The sequence below is a fragment of the Lelliottia nimipressuralis genome, assembly GCF_041464075.1.
GTDB classification, from domain to species: Bacteria; Pseudomonadota; Gammaproteobacteria; order Enterobacterales; family Enterobacteriaceae; genus Enterobacter; species Enterobacter nimipressuralis.
The window spans coordinates 4,540,965-4,567,566 of sequence record NZ_CP167172.1 but is presented as its reverse complement, the minus strand read 5'-3'; the positions used below and the strand labels follow the sequence as shown (position 1 = coordinate 4,567,566).

Annotated in this window: 17 protein-coding genes, 4 tRNA genes, 3 rRNA genes and 1 riboswitch; of the genes, 18 read left to right on the top strand and 6 right to left on the bottom strand. The window is 54.2% G+C overall.

Annotation, left to right across the window (positions count from 1 at the left end):
* Genes ACB496_RS21885 through ACB496_RS21875 form a run of 3 tightly spaced genes read left to right on the top strand, consistent with a single transcriptional unit; the run spans position 1 to position 3,494 of the window.
* Positions 1–2,295, top strand: a complete 2,295-nt coding sequence (locus tag ACB496_RS21885) for a formate C-acetyltransferase (RefSeq protein WP_371973775.1) — start codon at positions 1–3, stop codon at positions 2,293–2,295.
* The gene (locus tag ACB496_RS21880) at positions 2,261–3,136 is read left to right on the top strand and encodes a [formate-C-acetyltransferase]-activating enzyme (protein ID WP_371973773.1); all 876 of its coding nucleotides are present in this window, start codon (positions 2,261–2,263) and stop codon (positions 3,134–3,136) included. The genes ACB496_RS21885 and ACB496_RS21880 overlap by 35 nt, the downstream gene beginning before the upstream one ends.
* Before the next feature lies 1 nt (position 3,137).
* Positions 3,138–3,494 (top strand): PTS fructose-like transporter subunit IIB, encoded by a 357-nt coding sequence (locus ACB496_RS21875; RefSeq protein WP_129035626.1) that lies wholly within the window; start codon positions 3,138–3,140, stop codon positions 3,492–3,494.
* Here the strand turns inward: ACB496_RS21875 and ACB496_RS21870 are convergent.
* From ACB496_RS21870 to argE, 3 genes are all read right to left on the bottom strand, one after another.
* Entirely contained in the window at positions 3,481–4,329 is an 849-nt protein-coding gene (locus ACB496_RS21870) for a helix-turn-helix transcriptional regulator (protein WP_371973771.1), read from the bottom strand. The genes ACB496_RS21875 and ACB496_RS21870 overlap by 14 nt on opposite strands.
* A 94-nt stretch (positions 4,330–4,423) precedes the next feature.
* Complete coding sequence (ppc, locus tag ACB496_RS21865) at positions 4,424–7,075, bottom strand: phosphoenolpyruvate carboxylase (RefSeq protein WP_100778397.1); 2,652 nt, start codon at positions 7,073–7,075, stop codon at positions 4,424–4,426.
* Between the two features lie 258 nt (positions 7,076–7,333).
* Positions 7,334–8,485, bottom strand: a complete 1,152-nt coding sequence (gene argE, locus ACB496_RS21860) for an acetylornithine deacetylase (protein ID WP_100778398.1) — start codon at positions 8,483–8,485, stop codon at positions 7,334–7,336.
* Between the two features lie 88 nt (positions 8,486–8,573).
* Here argE and argC point away from each other — a divergent pair, with 88 nt between their 5' ends.
* The 4 genes from argC (at position 8,574) to oxyR (ending at position 13,058) form a co-directional block, all read left to right on the top strand.
* The gene (gene argC / locus ACB496_RS21855) at positions 8,574–9,578 is read left to right on the top strand and encodes an N-acetyl-gamma-glutamyl-phosphate reductase (RefSeq protein ID WP_107702627.1); all 1,005 of its coding nucleotides are present in this window, start codon (positions 8,574–8,576) and stop codon (positions 9,576–9,578) included.
* Between the two features lie 6 nt (positions 9,579–9,584).
* The gene (gene argB, locus ACB496_RS21850; RefSeq protein ID WP_095283929.1) at positions 9,585–10,361 is read left to right on the top strand and encodes an acetylglutamate kinase; all 777 of its coding nucleotides are present in this window, start codon (positions 9,585–9,587) and stop codon (positions 10,359–10,361) included.
* 113 nt (positions 10,362–10,474) lie between these two features.
* On the top strand, positions 10,475–11,848 hold the full coding sequence (gene argH, locus ACB496_RS21845) for an argininosuccinate lyase (RefSeq protein WP_100778400.1): 1,374 nt from the start codon (positions 10,475–10,477) through the stop codon (positions 11,846–11,848).
* Between the two features lie 292 nt (positions 11,849–12,140).
* Complete coding sequence (oxyR, locus tag ACB496_RS21840) at positions 12,141–13,058, top strand: DNA-binding transcriptional regulator OxyR (protein ID WP_095283927.1); 918 nt, start codon at positions 12,141–12,143, stop codon at positions 13,056–13,058.
* Here oxyR and sthA read toward each other — a convergent pair.
* Entirely contained in the window at positions 13,041–14,441 is a 1,401-nt protein-coding gene (sthA, locus tag ACB496_RS21835) for a Si-specific NAD(P)(+) transhydrogenase (RefSeq protein ID WP_371973767.1), read from the bottom strand. The two genes, oxyR and sthA, sit on opposite strands and share 18 nt — an antisense overlap.
* A gap of 196 nt (positions 14,442–14,637) precedes the next feature.
* On the opposite strand from sthA, the gene fabR reads away from it, so the two are divergent.
* The gene (gene fabR / locus ACB496_RS21830) at positions 14,638–15,282 is read left to right on the top strand and encodes an HTH-type transcriptional repressor FabR (RefSeq protein WP_129035629.1); all 645 of its coding nucleotides are present in this window, start codon (positions 14,638–14,640) and stop codon (positions 15,280–15,282) included.
* Complete coding sequence (locus tag ACB496_RS21825; protein WP_100778403.1) at positions 15,282–15,641, top strand: YijD family membrane protein; 360 nt, start codon at positions 15,282–15,284, stop codon at positions 15,639–15,641. The genes fabR and ACB496_RS21825 overlap by 1 nt, the downstream gene beginning before the upstream one ends.
* Before the next feature lie 83 nt (positions 15,642–15,724).
* On the opposite strand, the gene trmA is transcribed toward ACB496_RS21825, so the two are convergent.
* Positions 15,725–16,825, bottom strand: a complete 1,101-nt coding sequence (gene trmA, locus ACB496_RS21820; protein ID WP_371973764.1) for a tRNA (uridine(54)-C5)-methyltransferase TrmA — start codon at positions 16,823–16,825, stop codon at positions 15,725–15,727.
* Positions 16,826–16,929: 104 nt separating this feature from the next.
* Positions 16,930–17,107, top strand: a riboswitch (cobalamin riboswitch).
* Positions 17,108–17,172: 65 nt separating this feature from the next.
* Between trmA and btuB the strand changes: the two genes are divergently transcribed.
* The 9 genes from btuB (at position 17,173) to ACB496_RS21775 (ending at position 25,606) form a co-directional block, all read left to right on the top strand.
* A complete protein-coding gene (gene btuB, locus ACB496_RS21815; protein ID WP_312156595.1) occupies positions 17,173–19,017 on the top strand; it encodes a TonB-dependent vitamin B12 receptor BtuB in 1,845 nt (614 codons plus the stop codon).
* Positions 18,962–19,813 (top strand): glutamate racemase, encoded by an 852-nt coding sequence (gene murI / locus ACB496_RS21810; protein WP_102105806.1) that lies wholly within the window; start codon positions 18,962–18,964, stop codon positions 19,811–19,813. Before btuB ends, murI begins: the two co-directional genes overlap by 56 nt.
* 383 nt (positions 19,814–20,196) lie before the next feature.
* Positions 20,197–21,736: ribosomal RNA gene (locus ACB496_RS21805) — 16S ribosomal RNA — on the top strand.
* 71 nt (positions 21,737–21,807) lie between these two features.
* Positions 21,808–21,884 (top strand) — tRNA-Ile (locus tag ACB496_RS21800).
* A gap of 61 nt (positions 21,885–21,945) precedes the next feature.
* Positions 21,946–22,021 (top strand) — tRNA-Ala (locus ACB496_RS21795).
* 207 nt (positions 22,022–22,228) lie between these two features.
* Positions 22,229–25,134: ribosomal RNA gene (locus ACB496_RS21790) — 23S ribosomal RNA — on the top strand.
* A 95-nt stretch (positions 25,135–25,229) separates the two neighbouring features.
* Positions 25,230–25,345: ribosomal RNA gene (rrf, locus tag ACB496_RS21785) — 5S ribosomal RNA — on the top strand.
* Together the 16S, 23S and 5S rRNA genes with 4 tRNA genes alongside form the textbook arrangement of a ribosomal RNA operon.
* A gap of 55 nt (positions 25,346–25,400) precedes the next feature.
* A tRNA-Asp gene (locus ACB496_RS21780) sits at positions 25,401–25,477 on the top strand.
* A gap of 53 nt (positions 25,478–25,530) precedes the next feature.
* Positions 25,531–25,606 (top strand) — tRNA-Trp (locus ACB496_RS21775).
* Between the two features lie 91 nt (positions 25,607–25,697).
* Here ACB496_RS21775 and hdfR read toward each other — a convergent pair.
* Positions 25,698–26,519, bottom strand: coding sequence for an HTH-type transcriptional regulator HdfR (gene hdfR, locus ACB496_RS21770; RefSeq protein ID WP_231275227.1), 822 nt, complete (start codon positions 26,517–26,519; stop codon positions 25,698–25,700).
* Positions 26,520–26,602 lie beyond the last annotated feature (83 nt).

Sequence of the window (26,602 nt, the reverse complement as noted above, 5' to 3'; positions counted from 1 at the left end):
ATGACGAATCGTATTCAGCGCTTGAAAGACGCATTGTTCGCCAGCCCACGTGAAATCTCGCTTGAACGTGCGCTGCTCTACACCGAAAGCCATCAGCAGACGGAAGGCGAACCGGTCATTCTGCGTCGAGCGAAAGCGACGGCGTATATTCTCGACCACGTTGAGATCGCGATTCGTGATGATGAGCTGATTGCCGGTAACCGCACGGTGAAACCGCGCGCCGGGATTATGTCGCCCGAAATGGACCCGTACTGGCTGCTGAAAGAGCTGGAGCAGTTCTCCACTCGCCCGCAGGATCGCTTTAATATCAGCGAAGAAGACAAACGCCTCTACCGCGACGTGCTTTATCCGTACTGGGAAAAGCGGTCGATGAAGGACTTCATCAATAGCCAGATGACGGAAGAGGTCAAAGCGGCGGTGAGCACGCAGATTTTCAGCGTTAACCAGACGGATAAAGGCCAGGGGCACATCATCATTGATTATCCGCGTCTGTTGAACAACGGGCTGGGTGCACTGGTGGCTGAGATGAACGAGCACTGTCAGCGCGAGCCGCAGAATGCATTTTACCAGGCCGCGCTGCTGCTGCTTGAAGCCTCGCAACGCCATATCCTGCGCTACGCGGCGCTAGCGGAAGAGATGGCTGAACGCTATGACGAACCGCGTCGGCTGGAGCTGTTGACCATCGCTGCAAACTCGCGCCACAACGCCCAATACAAGCCGCAAAGCTTCTGGCAGGCGTGTCAGCTGTTCTGGTACATGAACGTCATTTTGCAGTATGAATCTAACGCCAGTTCGCTCTCTATTGGCCGCTTCGATCAGTACATGCTGCCGTTTTATCAGGCCTCGCTGAGCCAGGACGAAGACGCGGCGTTCCTCAAAGAGTTATTAGAATCTCTATGGGTGAAATGCAACGACGTGGTGTTGTTGCGCTCGACCAGCAGCGCCCGCTATTTTGCCGGGTTCCCGACGGGCTACACCGCGTTGCTGGGCGGTCTGACGGAAAATGGCCGCAGCGCGGTAAACGTGCTCTCATTCCTCTGCCTCGATGCCTATCAGAGTATCCAGTTACCGCAGCCGAACCTTGGCGTTCGCGTCAATGAGTTTATCGACAGGCCGTTCCTGCTCAAGACAGCGGAAACTATTCGTCTGGGCACCGGTATTCCGCAGATTTTCAATGACGAGGTGGTAGTGCCCGCTTTCCTGAATCGCGGGGTGTCGCTGGAAGATGCGCGCGATTACGCGGTTGTCGGCTGCGTTGAGTTATCGATTCCGGGTAAAACCTACGGTCTGCACGATATCGCCATGTTTAACCTGCTGAAGGTAATGGAAATTGCGATGCAGGAGAACGAAGGTAATACGGCGCTGAGTTATGACGAATTGCTGGAACATATCCGCACCAAAATTAACCACTACATTGCGTTAATGGTCGAAGGCAGCAATATCTGCGACATTGGCCATCGCGACTGGGCACCGGTTCCGCTGCTCTCTTCCTTTATCAGCGACTGTCTTGATAATGGCCGGGACATTACCGAAGGCGGGGCACGGTATAACTTCTCCGGCGTACAGGGTATTGGGATCGCCAATCTGAGTGATTCGCTTCATGCCTTAAAAGGGCTGGTGTTTGAGCAGCAGCGCTTAAGTTTTGATGAACTGCTGGCGGTACTCAAAGCGAACTTCGCGACGCCCGAGGGGGAAAAGATCCGTGCGCGGCTTATCCATCGCTTCGAAAAATACGGCAATGATATCGACGAGGTCGACAATATCAGCGCTGAACTCCTGCGCCACTACTGCAAAGAGGTCGAAAAGTATCGTAATCCGCGCGGGGGGCAATTCACGCCGGGATCCTATACCGTCTCAGCCCACGTGCCGCTCGGTGCTGTCGTTGGAGCCACGCCGGATGGGCGTTTTGCCGGTGAGCAACTGGCGGACGGCGGCCTGTCGCCGATGCTCGGCCAGGACATGCAGGGCCCGACGGCGGTGCTGAAATCTGTGAGTAAGCTGGATAACTATCTGCTCTCTAATGGCACGCTGCTGAATGTGAAATTCACGCCAGCCACGCTCGAAGGCGACGCAGGGTTACAAAAACTGGCCGATTTCCTGCGTGCATTCACCCAGCTGAAATTACAGCATGTTCAGTTCAACGTGGTGAATGCGGATACGCTTCGCGAAGCGCAACAACGCCCGCAGGATTTTGCCGGGCTGGTGGTCCGCGTCGCCGGGTACAGCGCGTTCTTTGTTGAGCTGTCGAAGGAGATTCAGGATGACATTATCCGCCGCACCGCGCATCAGCTGTGAAGTGATAGAAACACGCGCTGACCAGGCACGTATTTTTAACATCCAGCGCTACTCCCTGAATGACGGGCAGGGCATCCGCACGGTGGTCTTTTTCAAAGGCTGCCCCCATTCCTGCCCGTGGTGCGCGAATCCGGAATCCATCTCGCCAAAGATCGAAACCGTGCGCAGGGAGAGCAAATGTCTGCACTGCGCACCCTGCTTGCGAGATGTTGACGAATGCCCTTCCGGTGCGTTTGAGCACATTGGTCGCGATGTTACGCTTGAAGAACTTGAACGCGAGGTGATGAAAGATGAGGTCTTCTTTCGCTCCTCCGGCGGAGGGGTAACGCTCTCCGGCGGTGAGGTGTTAATGCAAGCCCCCTTTGCCACTCAGCTATTGCAACGGCTGCGTCGGTGGGGAGTTCATACCGCCATTGAAACCGCAGGCGATGCGCCGCTTTCCCGCCTTTTACCCCTAGCGAAGCAGTGCGATGAAGTGCTGTTCGATCTGAAAATCATGGATTCAGACCAGGCGAAAACCGTGATAAATATGAATTTACCGAGGGTGCTGGATAATCTGCTGCGTCTGGTGGAAGAGGGGATCAACGTGATCCCTCGCGTGCCGCTCATCCCCGGCTATACGCTGAGTGAGACGAATATGAATCGCGTACTGGCATTTCTGATACCCTCAAATATACGGCAATTGCACTTGCTGCCCTTCCATCAGTACGGCGAGCCGAAATATCGGCTGCTCGGACACGCGTGGACCATGAGCCAGGTGGCTGTACCGACGGAAGAGGATATCGCCCGGGTGCGACAGATGGCCGAGCGTGCAGGATTTTTGGTAACCGTGGGAGGTTAATATGGCCGCTATCGCGGAACACCGAATTGTCGCAGTGACCGCCTGTGTAAGCGGTGTCGCCCATACTTACATGGCAGCTGAACGGCTGGAAAAGCTCTGCCACCAGGAAAAGTGGAACGTTCGAATCGAAACCCAGGGTGCTCTGGGCATTGAATGCGAACTGACAGAAGAGGACATTCGTCAGGCGGAAGTGGTTCTGCTCATTACGGATATTGAACTGGCTGGCGTGGAGCGATTCGAGCAGTGTCGCTATGTGAAATGCGGCATCAATGCGTTCTTACGCGACCCGCAAAAGGTGATGGTTGCCGTCCGTAAACTGCTGTCTGCCCCGCAACATACCCAGCTTATTCTGGATTAACCGACTTTCCGGTGAGCTGGCTATGGTACTGGCGGCGATACTCAGACGGCGAGCGTTCCGTATTTTTGCGGAACAGTCGGCAAAAATAGTTACTGTCAATAAACCCGCAGCTGTGTGCGATCTCTTTGACCTTCAAATCATACCCCTTCAGCAACCGGCGAGCATGTTCGAGCCGGGTATGCGTCAGATATTCGTTAAATCCCACCGCGCCTGTCTTCTGGAAAAGATGCGAAAGATAGTTGGGTGAGATGTAGAACGCTTTCGCGACGGATTCACGGGTCAGCGGCGACGCGTAGTGCTCATCAATATAGTCACGAATGGCGCCAAACAGGGCCTGGCTGCGTGAAGCGGTCTGGATCTGGCTGCCGAGCAAGTCGGTGCAATGGCTGAGCAGGCTTAAGGTAATCAGCCTGGCCGTTTGCTGCTCCTGTGGCTGCATCTGCATTTCATGCAATGTTTGCAGCAGGAATGAGCCAATTCGCGGGCCTCGGCGTGCAACGTGCTGTTTCGCCAGATTGCGCAGGACTATGCCATCCCACTGCACCAGACTAAAACCAAGCTGTTGTTTGCCAAACAGAATGCTTAACGCGGTAGCGGGTTGTTGCCATTGCGGCGAGTTCCAGCCGCCTGCCGGGACATATAAGACATCCTGAGCCTGCAAAACTCCGGTCGATACGTCTTTCACGGACCCTTCCAGCACGATCTCCAGACGTGGAAAATCAACCTGCAGCGCCAGCTCTGGTGCGGGAGTCGCGGAGTTAGCAAAATGCACTTTCCGCAGGGATGCCGGGCCTTCAATCAATTCGGCCAGGATCAGGCTGATATCTTGCTGCATGGCATTTCCTTCCGTGTTGACCAAAGAGAAAACCTTACCTGCAAGCATAAAAAAAGGCCACACATGGTGTGGCCTGATGAGCGCAAAACAGAGATTAGCCCGTGTTACGCATGCCCGCAGCGACGCCCGCGATGGTGACCATCAGCGCTTGTTCCACGCGCGGGTCTGGCTCTTTGCCGGCTTCTTCCGCCTGACGGGAACGGTGCAGCAGTTCTGCCTGCAGTACGTTCAGTGGGTCAGTGTAGATGTTACGCAGCTGGATGGACTCGGCAATCCACGGTAAATCTTCCATCAGGTGCGAGTCGTTGGCGATATCCAGCACGACTTTAATATCGCCTTCCAGCAGCTCGCGCAGCTCTTTACCCAGGCCCCACAGCTCCGGTTTGACCAGGCGCTGATCGTAGTATTCCGCCAGCCACAGGTCGGCTTTGGAGAACACCATCTCCAGCATTCCCAGACGGGTGGAGAAGAACGGCCAGTCGCGGCACATGGTTTCCAGCTCGCTTTGCTTGCCGTCTTCGACCACTTTTTGCAGCGCCGCACCGGCGCCCAGCCAGGCAGGCAGCATCAGACGGTTTTGCGTCCAGGCGAAGATCCATGGAATGGCGCGCAGAGACTCTACGCCACCGGTTGGGCGGCGTTTCGCAGGACGTGAACCGAGCGGCAGTTTGCCCAGCTCCTGTTCCGGCGTTGCCGAGCGGAAGTACGGGACGAAATCTTTGTTTTCACGCACATAGCCACGGTACAGATCGCAGGAGATATCTGACAGCTCGTCCATGATATGACGCCATGCGTCTTTTGGCTCCGGTGGTGGCAGCAGGTTCGCTTCCAGAATCGCGCTGGTGTAGAGCGACAGGCTGCTGATGGTTACTTCCGGCAAGCCATATTTAAAGCGGATCATCTCGCCCTGCTCGGTGACACGCAGGCCGCCTTTCAGGCTGCCCGGCGGCTGCGAAAGCAGTGCCGCGTGCGCTGGTGCGCCGCCGCGACCGATAGAGCCGCCGCGTCCGTGGAACAGCGTTAATTCGATACCCGCTTTTTCGCAGGTTTTGATCAGCGCGTCCTGCGCCTGGTACTGCGCCCAGGAGGCCGCCATTACGCCCGCGTCTTTCGCAGAGTCGGAATAGCCAATCATTACCATCTGTTTGCCCTGAATAAAGCCGCGATACCAGTCGATATTTAGCAGCTGGGTCATAACGTCGTTGGCGTTATTCAGGTCGTCGAGAGTTTCAAACAGTGGAGCCACCGGCAGCGCAAAGCTAATACCGGCTTCTTTTAACAGCAAGTGTACGGCCAGCACGTCGGACGGGGTCTTCGCCATGGAGATCACATAGGCGGCGACAGATCCTTTTGGCGCATCAACGATCGCTTTACAGGTGTTGAGCACTTCGCTGGTCTCTTCGCTCGGCTCCCAGCTGCGCGGGAGAAGAGGGCGTTTTGAGTTCAGCTCGCGGATCAGGAAGGCCTGTTTGTCAGCTTCAGACCAGCTTTCGTAGTCGCCAATGCCGAGATAGCGGGTCAGCTCGCCCAGCGCTTCGGTGTGGCGGGTGCTTTCCTGACGCACGTCGATACGTACCAGCGGCACGCCGAAACACTTCACGCGGCGCAGGGTATCGAGCAGCTCGCCGTTGGCGATGATGCCCATTCCGCATGCCTGTAGTGATTTATAGCAGGCGTAGAGCGGGTCCCACAGTTGTTCGTTTTGGCTGAGCAGTCCCGCCGGTTTCGGCAGACGCTGGCCTTTCAGGCGCGCTTCCAGCCAGGCTTGGGTCGCCATCAGCTGACTGCGCAGGTTTTTCATCAGGTAACGATACGGCTCGCTGGCGCCCGCTTCGCCCACTAGTTCTAGCAGCTCTGGCGTCGCTTCAACCATCGACAGCTCAGAAATCAGGATTTGAATATCTTTCAGGAACAGGTCGGTAGCTTTCCAGCGGCTCAACAGCAGGACGTGGCGGGTGATTTCAGCGGTGACGTTTGGGTTGCCGTCGCGGTCGCCACCCATCCAGGAGGTGAAGCGCACCGGCACAAAATCCACCGGCAGGCGGTAGCCCAGATTCTCTTCGAGCTGTTCGTTTAGCTCGCGAAGGTAGTTTGGCACACCTTCCCACAGGCTGTTTTCCACGACTGCGAAGCCCCATTTGGCTTCATCAACCGGGCTTGGACGGTACTTACGGATTTCATCCGTGTGCCAGGACTGGGCAATCAGCTGGCGAAGACGACGCATCAGCTGGTTGCGTTCGTAATCGACAATGTCTTTGTTATCAAGCTGCTTCAGGCAGTTGTTCACTTCCACCATTTTGTGGATAAGCGTACGACGGGTGATCTCGGTCGGGTGCGCAGTGAGCACCAGTTCCAGGGAGAGGGATTCCACCGCTTTTTTGATGGTCTCTTCGTTGAGATCGGGCTGGTCTTTGAGTTTTCTGAGCGTGCGGGCAATCACTTCCGGGTTGCTGGCAGCTTCGCCCTTCGGCGAAATACTGTGGTATTGCTCGGCGGTGTTAGCCAGATTCAGGAACTGGCTGAACGCGCGCGCGACGGGCAGCAGCTCGTCGTTGGACAGGTTCTGCAAGGTGGTGAGCAGCTCCTGGCGGTTCGCTTCATTTCCTGCACGGGAGGATTTGGACAGCTTACGGATGGTTTCAACGCGGTCGAGAATATTCTCTCCCAGCGCGTCCTTGATGGTATCTCCCAGCACTTTGCCGAGCATACTGACATTACTACGCAACGCGGAATATTGTTCGTTCATAAAAACCCAGTCACCCCATCATTTTTGTTTATGCCCATTCAGAAATCTTTTGGACATTTATTTGTCATCTCCCTTTATAAAGCCACGTAAACCCCCTGCCGTCAATTGCTGCGAAAACGGTTCAGCAAACGAATAAATGTGGGCAATTTACGAAATTTAATTCGCTTCGCGTCAGATAAGAGATGCTTATGAGAATGTGACGGGGATCATGCGTTCTGGTGCCCTCTCCCGGCGGAAGAGGGCACTCAAAAAGAACCGTTAGTGCCAGCAGAAATGATGCACAACCTGGGTAATTAATTCGCGTGTCGGCTTAATAAAGCGGGTTTCCAGGTATTCATCCGGCTGGTGAGCCTGATTAATGGAGCCCGGGCCAAGCACCAGTGTCGGGCACAGCGTCTGGATAAACGGTGCTTCGGTGCAGTAGTTCACCACATCGGTTTGCGCGCCGAGCAGTTTTTCGACCACCTGCACCAGCTGGTGGTCCGGCGGGCATTCGTAGCCAGGGATCGGCGGGTGCAGCTCGGAAATGGTCAGACGGCCCGGCCAGCGCTCGCTCACAGGGGCCAGGGCTTCCGTCAACAGCCCATCCAGATCGCTTAAGGTCATGCCCGGCAGCGGGCGGATATCCATATGCAGTTCGCAGCAAGCGCAGATGCGGTTGGAGGCGTCACCACCGTGCAGACTGCCCAGGTTCAGCGTTGGGTACGGTACGGTAAACGAGTCGTGGTGATAGCGCTCTTTCAGGGAGTCGCGAAGCTGCATGATACGGCCAATCGCATCATGCATCAGTTCGATAGCGTTGACGCCACGAGCGGGATCGCTGGAGTGGCCGGACTGGCCCATCACGCGTACGGCGGTAGAGATATGGCCTTTGTGGGCGCGAATCGGTTGCAGTGAGGTCGGTTCACCGATAATGGCGCAATCCGGGCGCAGGGCGGTATTCTCCGAAAAATAGCGCGCACCCGCCATGCTGGTCTCTTCATCGGCGGTGGCCAGAATATAGAGCGGCTTTTTCAGGGTTTTCACATCCACGTCACGCAGGGCATCAAGAATAAAGGCGAAGAAGCCTTTCATATCCGCCGTGCCCAGACCGTAGAGCTTGTTGTCGTGCTCGGTCAGGGTGAAGGGATCGCGCGTCCAGCGGCCATCATCAAAGGGAACGGTATCCGTATGTCCGGCCAGCAGCAGGCCGCCAGCACCCTCGCCGGTACTGGCGAGCAGGTTGAATTTATTGCGGGTTCCTGGAACGGGTTGAACTTCCACCTTAAACCCGAGTTCGCTAAACCAGCCAGCCAGTAAATTGATTAAAGACTCATTGCTCTGGTCGAGCGCTTCTTCGGTCGCACTGATGGACGGCGTGGCAATCAGGGCGCGGTAAATCTCGATAAAGGGTGGTAAATTCATTTTCATTGTTGACATACCTTAGGTCGTGATAGTATCAATATTCATGCACTAAATGTGAATAAAAATACACTAACGTTGATCGTAAAGGAACCCGATGTTGAATACGCTGATTGTGGGCGCTAGCGGTTATGCGGGCGCAGAGCTTGTAAGCTACGTGAATCGCCATCCTCATATGACCATAACCGCTTTGACCGTATCAGCGCAAAGCAATGATGCGGGAAAATTAATTTCTGATTTGCATCCGCAGCTTAAGGGAATCGTGGATTTGCCGTTGCAGCCGATGTCCGACATCAGCGAGTTTACCGACGGTGTGGATGTGGTGTTTTTGGCCACCGCCCACGAAGTTAGCCACGACCTGGCACCGCAGTTCCTGGCGGCCGGTTGTGTGGTTTTCGATCTCTCCGGCGCGTTCCGCGTTAACGACAGTGCGTTTTATGAAAAATATTACGGCTTTACTCACCAGCATCCGGATTTGCTTAAAAAAGCGGTTTATGGTCTGGCGGAGTGGAGCGCGGATAAGCTGAAAGAAGCCAATTTGATTGCCGTTCCGGGATGCTATCCAACGGCGGCGCAGCTTTCTCTTAAACCTTTGATCGACGCAGGTCTGCTGGATCTCAATCAGTGGCCTGTGATCAACGCCACCAGTGGCGTCAGCGGTGCCGGGCGTAAGGCGGCCATTTCTAACAGCTTCTGCGAAGTGAGCCTGCAGCCGTATGGCGTGTTCAACCACCGTCATCACCCGGAAATCACCACACACCTGGGCGCGGAAGTGATTTTCACCCCGCATCTGGGCAACTTCCCGCGTGGGATTCTGGAAACCATCACCTGCCGTCTGAAACCGGGCGTGACCAAAGATCAGGTAGCCGAAGCCTTTAACCAGGCTTATGCCGATAAACCGTTGGTGCGTCTGTATGACAAAGGCGTCCCGGCGCTGAAAAACGTGGTCGGCCTGCCGTTCTGCGATATCGGTTTTGCCGTTCAGGGCGAGCATCTGATCGTGGTGGCTGCAGAAGATAACCTTCTCAAAGGCGCTGCCGCCCAGGCGGTGCAGTGCGCAAACATTCGTTTTGGCTTCGCCGAAACGCAGTCTCTTATTTAAGGTGTGATGATGAATCCATTAATTATCAAACTCGGTGGCGTACTGCTGGACAGCGAAGAAGCACTGGAGCGTCTGTTTACTGCACTGGTGAACTATCGTGAATCACACCAACGTCCACTGGTGATTGTACACGGCGGCGGCTGCGTGGTGGATGAGCTGATGAAAGGGCTGAATCTGCCGGTGAAGAAGAAAAACGGCCTGCGTGTGACGCCTGCCGATCAGATCGACATCATTACCGGCGCGTTGGCGGGAACCGCAAACAAAACGCTGCTGGCGTGGGCGAAGAAACACCATATCGCCTCCGTGGGTCTGTATCTGGGCGACGGTGATAGCGTAAATGTGACCCAGCTCGACGAAGAACTGGGCCATGTTGGACTGGCGCAGCCGGGTTCACCTAAGCTGATTAACACTCTGCTGGAAGGCGGTTTCTTGCCGGTTGTGAGCTCTATCGGGGTGACCGAAGAGGGACAACTGATGAACGTGAATGCCGACCAGGCGGCCACGGCGCTGGCGGCGACGCTGGGCGCGGATCTGATTCTGCTCTCCGATGTGAGTGGGATTCTGGATGGAAAAGGCCAGCGCATTGCCGAGATGACGGCGGCGAAGGCTGAGCAGTTAATCGACCAGGGCATTATTACCGACGGCATGATTGTGAAGGTGAATGCCGCGCTGGATGCTGCTCGCACTTTGGGTCGCCCGGTCGATATCGCTTCGTGGCGTCACGCGGAACAATTGCCCGCGCTGTTTAACGGCACGCCGATTGGTACACGTATTCTGGCCTAATATTTTGTGCCGGTAAGCGTAGCGTTACCGGACAAAAAAAGAGTATTGATGATTGCAGGTCGGGTAAGCGCAGCGCGACCCGACAGAACTAACCGAATTTAAGGAAGCATGTTATGGCACTTTGGGGTGGGCGTTTTACACAGGCAGCGGATCAGCGTTTCAAACAGTTCAATGACTCTTTGCGCTTCGACTACCGCCTGGCCGAACAGGATATCGTCGGCTCTGTGGCCTGGTCTAAAGCGCTGGTTACCGTTGGCGTGCTGACGGCAGACGAACAAGTGCAGCTCGAAGAGGCGCTGAACAATCTGCTGGAAGAGGTGCGCCTGAATCCGCAGCAGATCCTCGAGAGCGATGCTGAAGATATTCATAGCTGGGTGGAAGGCAAACTGATCGACAAGGTTGGCCAGTTGGGTAAAAAGCTGCACACCGGGCGTAGCCGTAACGATCAGGTCGCAACTGACCTGAAGCTGTGGTGTAAAGACACTGTTGTGGAGCTGCTGTCGGCGAATCGCCAGCTGCAGAGTGCGCTGGTGGAAACCGCGCATCACAATCAGGATGCGGTGATGCCGGGTTATACCCACCTGCAGCGCGCGCAGCCCGTGACGTTTGCTCACTGGTGTCTGGCCTATGTTGAAATGCTGGCGCGCGATGAGAGCCGTTTGCAGGATACCCTGAAGCGTCTGGACGTCAGCCCGCTGGGCAGCGGCGCGCTGGCCGGCACGGCGTATGAAATCGACCGTGAACAGCTGGCCGGCTGGCTGGGCTTTGCTTCTGCCACCCGTAACAGCCTGGACAGCGTTTCCGATCGCGACCACGTGCTGGAGCTACTGTCGAATGCGTCCATTGGCATGGTGCATCTGTCGCGCTTTGCCGAAGATCTGATTTTCTTCAACTCCGGTGAAGCCGGGTTTGTTGAGCTGTCTGATCGCGTGACGTCCGGTTCTTCCCTGATGCCGCAGAAGAAAAACCCGGATGCGCTGGAGCTGATCCGGGGTAAATGTGGCCGCGTGCAGGGTGCGCTGACCGGCATGATGATGACGCTGAAAGGGCTGCCACTGGCCTACAACAAAGACATGCAGGAAGATAAAGAGGGGCTGTTTGATGCTCTCGACACCTGGCTCGATTGCCTGCATATGGGCGCGCTGGTGCTGGACGGTATTCAGGTGAAACGTCCGCGCTGCCAGGAAGCGGCGCAGCAGGGCTATGCGAACTCTACGGAGCTGGCGGATTATCTGGTCGCGAAAGGCGTGCCGTTCCGTGAGGCGCACCATATTGTGGGCGAAGCGGTGGTTGAGGCGATTCGTCAGGGCAAGCCGCTGGAAGATCTTACGCTTGCCGATCTGCAGAAATTCAGTGCGGTGATTGGCGATGACGTCTATCCGATTCTGGCGCTGCAATCCTGCCTGGATAAGCGTGCGGCGAAAGGCGGTGTGTCGCCGAAGCAGGTAGCGCAGGCAATTGCGGATGCGAAGGATCGACTGATTTAAGTCGGTACATTGCCGGGTGGCGCAGCGCTTACCCGGCCAATAAAAATCAGGCCTGGCGTTTGCCGGGCTTTTTTTATGCAAAAAAAAGCGGACACAGGGTCCGCAAAAGTTCACGTTGGCTTTAGTTGTTCGAGTTTTGAGAGAAACTCGTATAACGCGGCGGTGCTTCAAGGGTCAAACAGTCACCGCCTCGTCTATGTGGTGTATTATTCAACAGAATGCTTGATAGGGATAATCGTTCGTTGCTATGCTATCTATCGCCATGAACTATCGTGGCGACGGAGGATGAATAATGAATATTCGTGATCTTGAATACCTGGTAGCGTTAGCTGAGCATCGTCATTTTCGCCGCGCGGCAGATTCCTGCCACGTCAGCCAGCCGACCCTGAGCGGTCAGATCCGCAAGCTGGAAGATGAGCTGGGCGTGATGCTGCTGGAACGTACCAGTCGTAAAGTGCTGTTCACCCAGGCCGGTTTGCTGCTGGTGGATCAGGCGCGCACCGTGCTGCGCGAGGTCAAAGTGCTCAAGGAAATGGCAAGCCAGCAGGGGGAAGCCATGTCCGGCCCACTGCACATTGGCCTGATCCCTACCGTTGGCCCCTATTTGTTGCCGCAAATTATCCCGATGCTGCACCAGACCTTCCCGAAACTCGAAATGTATCTGCACGAAGCCCAGACCCATCAACTGCTGGCGCAGCTGGATAGCGGTAAGCTCGACTGTGCCATTCTGGCGCTGGTCAAAGAGAGCGAAGCCTTTATCGAAGTGCCGCTGTTTGATGAGCCGATGATGCTGGCGATCTATGAGGATCACCCGTGGGCGAACCGCGATCGCGTGCCGATGTCCGATCTGGCGGGTGAAAAGCTGCTGATGCTCGAAGATGGTCACTGTCTGCGCGATCAGGCGATGGGTTTTTGCTTTGAAGCGGGTGCGGATGAAGATACCCATTTCCGTGCAACCAGCCTGGAAACGCTGCGCAATATGGTGGCGGCGGGAAGTGGTATTACACTGCTGCCTGCGCTGGCCGTACCGCGCGAGCGCAAACGCGATGGTGTGGTTTATCTGCCGTGCATTAAACCTGAGCCGCGTCGTACCATTGGTCTGGTCTATCGTCCAGGATCACCGCTGCGCAGCCGCTATGAGCAGCTGGCAGAGGCCATCCGCAGTTCGATGGATGGCCACTTTGACGGTGCGTTAAAACAGGCGGTTTAAACCGTTCAGCGCTGCTACCCGATAGGCTTCCGCCATCGTCGGGTAGTTAAAGGTGGTGTTCACGAAGTACTCAATCGTGTTACCGCCACCTTTTTGCTCCATGATGGCCTGACCGATATGAATGATTTCCGCCGCGCGTTCACCGAAGCAGTGAATCCCGAGGATCTCTTTCGTCTCGCGATGGAACAAAATCTTCAGCGTTCCCACGCTCATTCCCACGATTTGCGCCCGCGCCAGATGCTTGAACTGCGCACGACCCACCTCGTAAGGCACCTTCATTGACGTCAGCTGCTGTTCGGTTTTGCCCACCGAGCTGATCTCCGGAATGGTGTAAATCCCGGTTGGAATATCTTCGATCAGATGCGCAGTCGCTTCGCCTTTTACCAGCGCCTGTGCAGCGATGCGGCCCTGGTCGTAAGCGGCGGAAGCCAGGCTCGGATAACCAATCACATCACCCACCGCGTAGATATGCGGTAAGGCAGTCTGGTACATGCTGTTGACCTTCAGCTGACCGCGGCTGTCCGTTTCAAGGCCGATGTTTTCCAGCGCCAGCGAATCGGTGTTACCCGTACGCCCGTTGGCATACAGCAGGCAGTCGGCTTTGAGCTTTTTCCCGGATTTCAGGTGCATGATCACACCGTCATCGCAGCCTTCGATTTTCTCGTACTCTTCGTTGTGGCGAATAACCACGCCGCTGTTCCAGAAGTGGTAGGAGAGGGAGTCGGACATCTCCTGATCGAGAAACGCCAGCAGACGGTCACGGGTGTTGATCAGGTCGACTTTCACGTCCATTCCACGGAAGATCGACGCATATTCGCAGCCAATCACCCCTGCGCCGTAGATCAGCACGTGGCGCGGTTCGTGGTGCAGGCTCAGAATTGAGTCGCTGTCGTAGACGCGCGGATGAGAGAAATCGACGTCGGTTGGATGGTACGGGCGTGAGCCGCAGGCGATGACAAATTTCTCGGCGGTCATCGTCTCGACGGAACCGTCATGACACTTCAGCGCCAGCGTGTGTTCGTCAACAAAGTGCGCGTCGCCCTGCAAAATTTCGCAGTGATTGCGCTCGTAAAACCCCTGGCGCATCCGCGTTTGCTGATTAATCACATTATCAGCATGGTTGAGGATGTCGGCAAAGGAAGAACGAAGAAGTCGGGAATGGTCGCTGTAAAGAGGGTTCTGGTTAAATTCAATAATGCGGCTAACGGCGTGGCGGAGGGCTTTAGAAGGGATGGTGCCCCAGTGGGTGCAACCGCCGCCAACATTATGGTAGCGCTCGATGACCGCTACTCTGGCTCCCTGTTTCACCAGTCCCATAGCAGCGCCTTCGCCGCCGGGGCCGGAACCAATAACTATTGCGTCGTAATCGTAGGTGTGTGGCATGGCAAGGCTTACCTGTTCTTATACATAAAAGCAACAGAATAGTAACATCATTAGCAGGATAACCCAATTATCGTTGTGCTCTTTTCGAGCTGTGGAGCACAAACCTCGCGTAAACAATCATTCACAAAGTGATGCAAACAGATTAATTTTATTCTCTGGTATAGTGCCTGAAGGCCTTTGGAAGGATTCAACTATTGTGATGGGCGTAAGAGCACAACAAAAAGAGAAAACCCGGCGTTCGCTGGTGGAAGCGGCATTTAGTCAACTGAGTGCTGAGCGAAGTTTTGCCAGTTTGAGCCTGCGCGAAGTCGCACGCGAGGCCGGGATTGCGCCAACGTCCTTTTATCGTCATTTTCGTGATGTGGATGAGCTGGGTCTGACCATGGTGGATGAGAGCGGCCTGATGCTGCGCCAGCTCATGCGCCAGGCGCGTCAGCGTATCGCCAAAGGCGGCAGCGTGATCCGCACGTCCGTTTCCACGTTTATGGAATTTATCGGCAACAATCCCAACGCGTTTCGACTGTTATTGCGCGAACGTTCGGGGACATCTGCCGCGTTTCGTGCCGCCGTTGCGCGTGAAATTCAGCATTTTATTGCGGAACTTGCCGACTATCTCGAAATCGAAAACCATATGCCACGCGCCTTCACGGAAGCGCAGGCCGAGGCGATGGTGACCATTGTTTTCAGTGCGGGTGCCGAAGCACTGGATGTTGGCGTTGAACAACGCAAGCAACTCGAAGAGCGACTGGTATTACAGCTGAGGATGATTTCCAAAGGAGCGTATTACTGGTACCGCCGGGAACAAGAAAAGTCGGCGCATCAAATCGACGAAGGTGAGTAATGAAACAGTCAGGTCAGGATAAAGGTACGTTGTTGCTGGCATTGATCGCTGGCTTATCTATTAACGGAACATTTGCAGCCGTGTTCAGCTCGATTGTGCCGTTTTCGATCTTCCCGCTTATCGCTCTGGTGCTGACGGTTTACTGCCTGCATCAGCGCTATCAGAACCGTACCATGCCGGTAGGTTTACCGGGCCTGGCTGCCGCGTTCTTTATCCTGGGCGTTCTGTTGTATAGCACCGTGGTGCGCGCGGAATATCCGGATATCGGCTCTAACTTCCTGCCTGCGGTGCTGTCAGTGGCGCTGGTGTTCTGGATTGGTATTAAGATGCGTAACCGTAAGCATCAAATCCATGAATAACGGGATGTTGTAGGGCAGACAGGCGTAGCGCCACCTGCCGAAAAAAAGCCGGATGGCGTTTCGCTTATCCGGCCTACGAGATTTTACTTCGCCGTTAACAGTACGCCGCACTCCATGTGGTGCGTGTACGGGAACTGATCGAACAACGCCAGACGTTCAACCTTGTGCGTCTGGCTTAATGTTTCCAGATTCTTACACAGCGTCTCCGGATTGCAGGAGATGTAAAGAATACGCGGATAGGCCTGCACCATCTTCTCGGTTTCGCTGTCCAGCCCGCTGCGCGGTGGATCGACGAAAATCGTCTCGCACTGGTAGCTCTTCAGATCGATTCCCTGCAAGCGGTTAAATTCACGCACGCCGTTCATCGCCTGCGTAAACTCTTCGGCCGCCATACGGATAATTTGCACGTTATCAATGTGGTTCGCCGCGATGTTGTACTGCGCTGCCGCGACGGAGGGTTTAGCAATTTCGGTGGCTAATACGCGCTCGAAGTTGCGCGCCAGCGCGAGGGAAAAGTTGCCGTTCCCGCAGTATAGTTCGAGCAAATCACCCGTTGCCCCTTCGGTGGCGTTCAGCGCCCACTCCAGCATCTGCACGTTCATCGCCGCATTCGGCTGCGTGAAGCTGTTTTCGACCTGGCGATAGATCATCTCTTTCCCGGCCACCGACAGACGTTCATCCACGTAGTCCTGATCGAGCATGATTTTGGTTTTGGTGGCGCGGCCAATCAGATGCACATTGATATTCTGGGCACGCAGCGCATCGCGTAGTGCTTCCGCTTCCTGACGCCATTCATCATTCAGGGTTTTGTGATAGAGCAGGGAGACGATCGCCTGATTGCTTTGCGTGGTCAGGTAATCAATCTGGAACAATTTGTGGCGCAGAATCGGGTTTTCACGTACGCCTTCAATCATCAGCGTCATTAATTGGTTAATTAATTCACTCGCGGCCGGGAAGCTGTTTACGCGGATGCGGGACTTGGTCTGCTGATCGAAAATGATGTGGTACAGATCATCGCCGTCATGCCAGATACGGAATTCAGCGCGCATGCGATAGTGACTGACCGGCGAGCGGAACACCTCGGGAACGGGCGCCGCAAAAGGCGTCATCATACTTTGCAGGCGGACCACTTTTTCTGCCAGCTGCGCGTCGTACTGTTCTGTCGGGAGGTGTTCGGGGGTCATGATGCATCCTGAGTGGTAAACAATTTCGCGGGGATTGTAAGCACTGTACAGGGGATGTCCAGATTTAATCATGCATAGCTGTCTGGACATCCATACGTTTCTAATTGTAGCATTCTGTTTCCGGTCTCCTGTAAGTGAAAAGGGAATCCAGTGTAAATCTGGAGCTGACGCGCAGCGGTAAAGACTGGCGGGATGAATGTTGTAGACACTGCTTTCGAGTGGGAAGTCTTCATCCACACACGCCACCAAGCCCGAAGACCTGCCGGTGTTACGTCGCATTTGGTTTCATCATCGCGTGCTATAGATGACGCCTGCGGCATCCTTCTTATATTGTGGATGCTTTAACAATGATTAAAAAAGTATCGCTGATGACGGCGCTTTCCGTCACGGCTTTTTCGGGCTGGGCGCAGGAAAGCGCTGACTCGTTGGTGGTGACAGCAAACCGTTTTGAGCAACCGGCAAATACCGTTCTGGCGCCGACGTCGGTGGTGACCCGTGAAGATATCGAACGCTGGCAGGCCAAGAGCGTCGTGGAAGTCATGCAGCGCCTGCCGGGTGTGGATATCGCCCAAAGCGGCGGCATGGGGGCAAACGCTTCTACTTTTATACGCGGTACAGAATCACGTCACGTTCTGGTGCTGATTGACGGCATCCCGCTGAACAACGCCGGGATCAGTAATGTCGCCGATCTTAGCCAAATCCCTACTTCTCTTATCCAGCGTCTTGAGTACATTCGCGGTCCACGGTCTGCGCTGTATGGTTCCGATGCGATTGGCGGCGTAATCAACATTATCACCGGACGCGATCAGCCTGGCGGTGAGATCTCTGCGGGCGTGGGGTCGAAGGGCTATCAGTCTTACGACGGTTCATTCCAGCAGCTATTCGATAAAACCAAAGTCACCCTTGCGGGCAACTATACCTATACCCGCGGTTTTGATATTGATGCGCAAGATGCACCGCGTCAGCCGGATCGCGACGGTTTTATGAGTAAGTCTCTTTACGGCTCCGTGGAGCAGCAAATCACCGACAGCGTGAGCGGCTTCTTCCGTGGCTTTGGCTATGACAACCGTACTGCGTATGACGGTTATGATAGCTATGACGATAACTACAACATGACCGGCACGCCAGACATGCGGCAGCTGTATAGCCAGAATTGGGATACCGGGCTGCGCTACAACCAAGGGATTTATCATTCACAGTTGGTGGCCGGTTATGGTCGCAGCAAAGATCTGAACTACGATCCGAGTAAAGGGCGCTATGCGGCATCGTCCAGTATGGATGATGTGAAACAATACACCACGCAATGGATGAACACCTTCACTGTTGGCCACGGCAACATTGGAGCGGGTCTGGACTGGCAGAAGCAGAAAACCGAAGCAGGAACAGCTAGCCTGAAAAGTGGTTATGAACAGCGTAACACTGGCGTGTTTCTCTCCGCGATGCAGCAGTTTAATAGCGTAACGCTGGAAGCGGCTGCTCGTAACGACGATAACTCTAATTTTGGCAACCACAGCACATGGCAAACCAGCGCCGCGTGGGAGTTTGTCGAAGGGTATCGCATTATTGGTTCTTACGGCACTGCGTATAAAGCGCCAACCATGAGCCAGATTCATAGCGAGAAGTATGGCAACCCGGATCTGAAACCTGAAGAGAGCAAACAGTGGGAAGGGGGCTTTGAAGGTCTGACGGGACCGGTGAGCTGGCGCGTGAGCGCGTATCGTAATGATGTCGATAATCTGGTGGGCTACGATGCGAACAACCGTCCTTATAACGTCAACAAAGCTCGTATTGAGGGTATTGAAGCGACGGCACAGTTTGATACCGGTCCAGTTGGTCATCAGATTTCTTATGATTATGTAGATCCGCGTAATGCGAAAACCAACGAAGTGCTGAAGCGTCGCTCCAAACAGCAGGTGAAATACCAGCTGGATACTCAGGTATGGGATTTCGACTGGAATCTTGCCTACCGTTATTTGGGAACTCGTTACGACGACGATTTCAGCAGTTTTCCGTCTCGTGAAGTGAAAATGGGTGGCGTAAGTCTGTGGGATGTCGCAGTTTCATATCCTGTCACCTCACATCTGACAGTTCGTGGTAAAATAGCTAACCTGTTCGATAAAGATTACGAGACAGTTTATGGCTACCAAACTGCAGGACGGGAATACACCTTGTCTGGCAGCTACACCTTCTGATCCACGTCCCACCGTGCTGGTGTTTGACTCCGGCGTCGGTGGGCTTTCGGTCTACGATGAGATTCGGCATCTTCTGCCGGATCTTCATTACATCTATGCCTTCGATAACGTCGCTTTTCCTTATGGGGAAAAGAGCGAAGACTTTATCGTTGAGCGTGTCCTGGAAATCGTCACTGCCGTCCAACAGCGTTATCCCTTAGCGCTGGCCGTGATTGCCTGTAATACCGCAAGCACCGTTTCCCTTCCTGCATTACGCGAAAAATTCCCGTTCCCTGTTGTGGGCGTGGTGCCGGCGATTAAGCCTGCGGCTCGTCTGACGGCGAACGGTATCGTCGGCCTGCTGGCGACGCGCGGGACGGTGAAGCGTCCTTATACGCGTGAGCTGATTGACCGCTTCGCTAACGAATGCTCGATTGCCATGCTCGGCTCAGCCGAACTGGTGGAGATGGCCGAAGCGAAGCTGCATGGTCATCCGGTGCCGCTGGAGGAACTGCGTCGCATTTTGCGTCCATGGCTACGAATGGCTGAACCACCGGATACGGTTGTGCTGGGCTGCACGCATTTCCCGCTATTACAGGACGAGCTGCTTGAGGTCTTGCCGGAAGGCACGCGTCTGGTCGACTCCGGTGCAGCGATTGCCCGGCGCACTGCCTGGCTTCTTGAACATGAAGCGCCAGATGCCAAATCCAGTGACAAGAATATTGCTTTCTGTATGGCGCTCACCCCTGAGACTGAGCAACTTTTACCCGTCTTACGCCGATATGGCTTTGAAACGCTCGAAAAACTGGCGCTATAGCACGGTTTTGAACAAAAAAAAGGCGGTTGAAAGTTTTTTTTAAAAGAGGGGTTGTCAACGTCTGAGAACTCCCTATAATGCGCCTCCACTGACACGGAACAACGGCACGCAAGCCGCCGGGACAGAAGGGGTTCAGCGATGAACGCCGACAGCGAAAAGCGAAATTAAACGCTTGACTCTGAATGAGGAAAACGTATTATACGGGACCTCGCAACGGTGAGCGAAAGCCGCGTTGCACTGCTCTTTAACAATTTATCAGACAATCTGTGTGGGCACTCAAAGTGACATGGATTCTAAACGTCGCAAGACGCTAAATGAATACCAAAGTCTCTGAGTGAACATACGTAATTCATTACGAAGTTTAATTCACGAGCATCAAACTTAAATTGAAGAGTTTGATCATGGCTCAGATTGAACGCTGGCGGCAGGCCTAACACATGCAAGTCGAGCGGTAGCACAGAGAGCTTGCTCTCGGGTGACGAGCGGCGGACGGGTGAGTAATGTCTGGGAAACTGCCTGATGGAGGGGGATAACTACTGGAAACGGTAGCTAATACCGCATAACGTCGCAAGACCAAAGAGGGGGACCTTCGGGCCTCTTGCCATCAGATGTGCCCAGATGGGATTAGCTAGTAGGTGGGGTAACGGCTCACCTAGGCGACGATCCCTAGCTGGTCTGAGAGGATGACCAGCCACACTGGAACTGAGACACGGTCCAGACTCCTACGGGAGGCAGCAGTGGGGAATATTGCACAATGGGCGCAAGCCTGATGCAGCCATGCCGCGTGTATGAAGAAGGCCTTCGGGTTGTAAAGTACTTTCAGCGAGGAGGAAGGCATTGTGGTTAATAACCACAGTGATTGACGTTACTCGCAGAAGAAGCACCGGCTAACTCCGTGCCAGCAGCCGCGGTAATACGGAGGGTGCAAGCGTTAATCGGAATTACTGGGCGTAAAGCGCACGCAGGCGGTCTGTCAAGTCGGATGTGAAATCCCCGGGCTCAACCTGGGAACTGCATTCGAAACTGGCAGGCTAGAGTCTTGTAGAGGGGGGTAGAATTCCAGGTGTAGCGGTGAAATGCGTAGAGATCTGGAGGAATACCGGTGGCGAAGGCGGCCCCCTGGACAAAGACTGACGCTCAGGTGCGAAAGCGTGGGGAGCAAACAGGATTAGATACCCTGGTAGTCCACGCCGTAAACGATGTCGACTTGGAGGTTGTTCCCTTGAGGAGTGGCTTCCGGAGCTAACGCGTTAAGTCGACCGCCTGGGGAGTACGGCCGCAAGGTTAAAACTCAAATGAATTGACGGGGGCCCGCACAAGCGGTGGAGCATGTGGTTTAATTCGATGCAACGCGAAGAACCTTACCTACTCTTGACATCCACGGAATTTAGCAGAGATGCTTTAGTGCCTTCGGGAACCGTGAGACAGGTGCTGCATGGCTGTCGTCAGCTCGTGTTGTGAAATGTTGGGTTAAGTCCCGCAACGAGCGCAACCCTTATCCTTTGTTGCCAGCGGTTCGGCCGGGAACTCAAAGGAGACTGCCAGTGATAAACTGGAGGAAGGTGGGGATGACGTCAAGTCATCATGGCCCTTACGAGTAGGGCTACACACGTGCTACAATGGCGTATACAAAGAGAAGCGACCTCGCGAGAGCAAGCGGACCTCATAAAGTACGTCGTAGTCCGGATTGGAGTCTGCAACTCGACTCCATGAAGTCGGAATCGCTAGTAATCGTAGATCAGAATGCTACGGTGAATACGTTCCCGGGCCTTGTACACACCGCCCGTCACACCATGGGAGTGGGTTGCAAAAGAAGTAGGTAGCTTAACCTTCGGGAGGGCGCTTACCACTTTGTGATTCATGACTGGGGTGAAGTCGTAACAAGGTAACCGTAGGGGAACCTGCGGTTGGATCACCTCCTTACCTGAAAGAACCTGCCTTTGTAGTGTCCACACAGATTGTCTGATGAAAAATAAGCAGTAAAAAATCTCTGCAGGCTTGTAGCTCAGGTGGTTAGAGCGCACCCCTGATAAGGGTGAGGTCGGTGGTTCAAGTCCACTCAGGCCTACCAATTCATTCCTTTGGTAAGTTCTGGCAGGAAATGAACGGGTAAGAGATTTAGCATTTGTGATGGGGTTATAGCTCAGCTGGGAGAGCGCCTGCCTTGCACGCAGGAGGTCTGCGGTTCGATCCCGCATAGCTCCACCATCCTTTTACTGCGAACAACAAGAAAACTTCAGAGTGTACCTGAAAAGGTTCACTGCGAAGTTTTGCTCTTTAAAAATCTGGATCAAGCTGAAAATTGAAACGACACGCTGCGTCTGTTCTCCGTAATAAGAACAGGATGACGGTGTGTTCGAGTCTCTCAAATTTTCGCGACACGAGGGTGTTTTACGAAACATCTTCGGGTTGTGAGGTTAAGCGACTAAGCGTACACGGTGGATGCCCTGGCAGTCAGAGGCGATGAAGGGCGTGCTAATCTGCGATAAGCGTCGGCGAGGTGATATGAACCTTTGACCCGGCGATACCCGAATGGGGAAACCCAGTGTGTTCCGACACACTATCATGTCATGAATACATAGTGGCATGAGGCGAACCGGGGGAACTGAAACATCTAAGTACCCCGAGGAAAAGAAATCAACCGAGATTCCCCCAGTAGCGGCGAGCGAACGGGGAGGAGCCCAGAGTCTGAATCAGCGCGTGTGTTAGTGGAACGGTCTGGAAAGTCCGGCGATACAGGGTGACAGCCCCGTACACAAAAATGCACACGCTGTGAACTCGAAGAGTAGGGCGGGACACGTGGTATCCTGTCTGAATATGGGGGGACCATCCTCCAAGGCTAAATACTCCTGACTGACCGATAGTGAACCAGTACCGTGAGGGAAAGGCGAAAAGAACCCCGGCGAGGGGAGTGAAAAAGAACCTGAAACCGTGTACGTACAAGCAGTGGGAGCCTCTTTATGGGGTGACTGCGTACCTTTTGTATAATGGGTCAGCGACTTATATTCTGTAGCAAGGTTAACCGTATAGGGGAGCCGAAGGGAAACCGAGTCTTAACTGGGCGTTAAGTTGCAGGGTATAGACCCGAAACCCGGTGATCTAGCCATGGGCAGGTTGAAGGTTGGGTAACACTAACTGGAGGACCGAACCGACTAATGTTGAAAAATTAGCGGATGACTTGTGGCTGGGGGTGAAAGGCCAATCAAACCGGGAGATAGCTGGTTCTCCCCGAAAGCTATTTAGGTAGCGCCTCGTGAACTCATCTTCGGGGGTAGAGCACTGTTTCGGCTAGGGGGCCATCCCGGCTTACCAACCCGATGCAAACTACGAATACCGAAGAATGTTATCACGGGAGACACACGGCGGGTGCTAACGTCCGTCGTGAAGAGGGAAACAACCCAGACCGCCAGCTAAGGTCCCAAAGTCATGGTTAAGTGGGAAACGATGTGGGAAGGCACAGACAGCCAGGATGTTGGCTTAGAAGCAGCCATCATTTAAAGAAAGCGTAATAGCTCACTGGTCGAGTCGGCCTGCGCGGAAGATGTAACGGGGCTAAACCATGCACCGAAGCTGCGGCAGCGACACTTAGGTGTTGTTGGGTAGGGGAGCGTTCTGTAAGCCGTTGAAGGTGTGCTGTGAGGCATGCTGGAGGTATCAGAAGTGCGAATGCTGACATAAGTAACGATAAAGCGGGTGAAAAGCCCGCTCGCCGGAAGACCAAGGGTTCCTGTCCAACGTTAATCGGGGCAGGGTGAGTCGACCCCTAAGGCGAGGCCGAAAGGCGTAGTCGATGGGAAACAGGTTAATATTCCTGTACTTGGTGTTACTGCGAAGGGGGGACGGAGAAGGCTATGTTAGCCGGGCGACGGTTGTCCCGGTTTAAGCATGTAGGCGGAGGTTCCAGGTAAATCCGGTACCTTTTTAACGCTGAGGTGTGATGACGAGGCACTACGGTGCTGAAGTAACAAATGCCCTGCTTCCAGGAAAAGCCTCTAAGCATCAGGTAACATCAAATCGTACCCCAAACCGACACAGGTGGTCAGGTAGAGAATACCAAGGCGCTTGAGAGAACTCGGGTGAAGGAACTAGGCAAAATGGTGCCGTAACTTCGGGAGAAGGCACGCTGGTGTGTAGGTGAAGTCCCTGCGGACGGAGCTGAAACCAGTCGAAGATACCAGCTGGCTGCAACTGTTTATTAAAAACACAGCACTGTGCAAACACGAAAGTGGACGTATACGGTGTGACGCCTGCCCGGTGCCGGAAGGTTAATTGATGGGGTTAGCGGCAACGCGAAGCTCTTGATCGAAGCCCCGGTAAACGGCGGCCGTAACTATAACGGTCCTAAGGTAGCGAAATTCCTTGTCGGGTAAGTTCCGACCTGCACGAATGGCGTAATGATGGCCAGGCTGTCTCCACCCGAGACTCAGTGAAATTGAACTCGCTGTGAAGATGCAGTGTACCCGCGGCAAGACGGAAAGACCCCGTGAACCTTTACTATAGCTTGACACTGAACACTGGTCCTTGATGTGTAGGATAGGTGGGAGGCTTTGAAGCGTGGACGCCAGTCTGCGTGGAGCCAACCTTGAAATACCACCCTTTAATGGCTGGTGTTCTAACGTAGACCCGTAATCCGGGTTGCGGACAGTGTCTGGTGGGTAGTTTGACTGGGGCGGTCTCCTCCTAAAGAGTAACGGAGGAGCACGAAGGTTAGCTAATCCTGGTCGGACATCAGGAGGTTAGTGCAATGGCATAAGCTAGCTTGACTGCGAGAGTGACGGCTCGAGCAGGTGCGAAAGCAGGTCATAGTGATCCGGTGGTTCTGAATGGAAGGGCCATCGCTCAACGGATAAAAGGTACTCCGGGGATAACAGGCTGATACCGCCCAAGAGTTCATATCGACGGCGGTGTTTGGCACCTCGATGTCGGCTCATCACATCCTGGGGCTGAAGTAGGTCCCAAGGGTACGGCTGTTCGCCGTTTAAAGTGGTACGCGAGCTGGGTTTAGAACGTCGTGAGACAGTTCGGTCCCTATCTGCCGTGGGCGCTGGAGAATTGAGGGGGGCTGCTCCTAGTACGAGAGGACCGGAGTGGACGCATCACTGGTGTTCGGGTTGTCATGCCAATGGCATTGCCCGGTAGCTAAATGCGGAAAAGATAAGTGCTGAAAGCATCTAAGCACGAAACTTGCCCCGAGATGAGTTCTCCCTGACTCCTTGAGAGTCCTGAAGGAACGTTGAAGACTACGACGTTGATAGGCTGGGTGTGTAAGTGCAGCGATGTATTGAGCTAACCAGTACTAATGAACCGTGAGGCTTAACCTTACAACGCCGAAGATGTTTTGGCGAAGCAGAGACAGACGATTTTCAGCTGATACAGATTACTTGATGCGCAGAGATGCGTGTTGATACAGAATTTGCCTGGCGGCTTTAGCGCGGTGGTCCCACCTGACCCCATGCCGAACTCAGAAGTGAAACGCCGTAGCGCCGATGGTAGTGTGGGGTCTCCCCATGTGAGAGTAGGGAACTGCCAGGCATCAAATTAAGTAGTAAACCGGTGCATAAATCCGGTGATTACAGAAGTCTTCGGTGGAGCGGTAGTTCAGTCGGTTAGAATACCTGCCTGTCACGCAGGGGGTCGCGGGTTCGAGTCCCGTCCGTTCCGCCACTTATTAAGATATTAAGCCTGCTTACCTAGCAGGCTTAATAGCAAGAAGATTTAGGGGCGTAGCTCAGTTGGTAGAGCACCGGTCTCCAAAACCGGGTGTCGCGAGTTCGAGTCTCTCCGCCCCTGCCATATATAATCCTTTGCTTCGGCAAAGGATTTTTTTTTGCTTTGAATACCTCAAAAACCCTGTCTTTCTTGCGTCCCTGCAAGACTCTCAAAACTAATCCATCACATTGATTTTCAATAGATCTTTAATTTGGACATGCTTGTCGCTGTTCTGAAGCCAGATCGCATAGAGTGGCCGGACAAGCGTTGTAGAATCAGAGACAGTATGCAGTCCGGGTTTGTTATCCGCCCAACGAGTGGGTAACCAGGTGCAACCATTGAGAAGGGCTAATTGCTGACAGGCAATCTCTGCAGAGCTGGTCGTCAGTGAAGGGACATCATCCGCCGCGATCAAACCCACTTCATGCTGCTGGAAATCGGGGCCCCATTCCAGTCGTAAATAGCTGAGATCCGCTTTCATCATCGAAGGCTGAGAAGCATAGAGTGCCAGGTTAAATTGTCCAAGGATCTGGCTGCTAAATTCATCCATTTTGGGGGCTTCAGTCGTGATCAGCAGATCTAACTGCCGCTCATGTAACTGCTTCACCAGCGACTGCCGCTGTGCAATTCGGGCTTCAAATTGCAGGTTGTTGTGCGACTTATACAATCGTGTAAGCCACTGACTCAGCATGCATTCCCAAAGGGATGCACTCGCCCCGATAGAAAACTCGTTGTATCTGGAAGTATGTGCCACCTCCTTTCGCGCCGCCTGCCAGGTATTCATCAGTGTCTCAGCGTAGGGTAAGAGCTTCTCACCAGCCGCCGTTAAGCGAATATTGTTGCGATGGCGGGTAAAAAGATTCACACCGAGTTGATTTTCCAGCTGACGAATACGAAAACTCACCGCTGACTGTGTCAGGTAGAGTGCTTCCGCCGCTCGCCCAAAGTGACGCGTTCTGCTCACTTCGAGGAAAGTTTTTAGCAATTCCGTATCCACATCTTTCTCCGCAAAATTATTTGTCGTGATGATTTAAATGTTTTGTTTGACGCTCTGTCAAGCGTAACTAATACTCCGCGCCA

Excerpts from the sequence above, each read along its gene's own strand:
- argB (WP_095283929.1), top strand. The coding sequence starts at position 9,585 with ATGATGAATCCATTAATTATCAAACTCGGTGGCGTACTGCTGGACAGC.
- argH (WP_100778400.1), top strand. The coding sequence starts at position 10,475 with ATGGCACTTTGGGGTGGGCGTTTTACACAGGCAGCGGATCAGCGTTTC.
- ACB496_RS21880 (WP_371973773.1), top strand. The coding sequence starts at position 2,261 with ATGACATTATCCGCCGCACCGCGCATCAGCTGTGAAGTGATAGAAACA.
- ACB496_RS21885 (WP_371973775.1), top strand. The coding sequence starts at position 1 with ATGACGAATCGTATTCAGCGCTTGAAAGACGCATTGTTCGCCAGCCCA.
- ACB496_RS21825 (WP_100778403.1), top strand. The coding sequence starts at position 15,282 with ATGAAACAGTCAGGTCAGGATAAAGGTACGTTGTTGCTGGCATTGATC.
- argE (WP_100778398.1), bottom strand. The coding sequence starts at position 8,485 with ATGAAAATGAATTTACCACCCTTTATCGAGATTTACCGCGCCCTGATT.
- murI (WP_102105806.1), top strand. The coding sequence starts at position 18,962 with ATGGCTACCAAACTGCAGGACGGGAATACACCTTGTCTGGCAGCTACA.
- trmA (WP_371973764.1), bottom strand. The coding sequence starts at position 16,825 with ATGACCCCCGAACACCTCCCGACAGAACAGTACGACGCGCAGCTGGCA.
- ACB496_RS21875 (WP_129035626.1), top strand. The coding sequence starts at position 3,138 with ATGGCCGCTATCGCGGAACACCGAATTGTCGCAGTGACCGCCTGTGTA.
- oxyR (WP_095283927.1), top strand. The coding sequence starts at position 12,141 with ATGAATATTCGTGATCTTGAATACCTGGTAGCGTTAGCTGAGCATCGT.
- ACB496_RS21870 (WP_371973771.1), bottom strand. The coding sequence starts at position 4,329 with ATGCAGCAAGATATCAGCCTGATCCTGGCCGAATTGATTGAAGGCCCG.
- ppc (WP_100778397.1), bottom strand. The coding sequence starts at position 7,075 with ATGAACGAACAATATTCCGCGTTGCGTAGTAATGTCAGTATGCTCGGC.
- sthA (WP_371973767.1), bottom strand. The coding sequence starts at position 14,441 with ATGCCACACACCTACGATTACGACGCAATAGTTATTGGTTCCGGCCCC.
- btuB (WP_312156595.1), top strand. The coding sequence starts at position 17,173 with ATGATTAAAAAAGTATCGCTGATGACGGCGCTTTCCGTCACGGCTTTT.
- argC (WP_107702627.1), top strand. The coding sequence starts at position 8,574 with ATGTTGAATACGCTGATTGTGGGCGCTAGCGGTTATGCGGGCGCAGAG.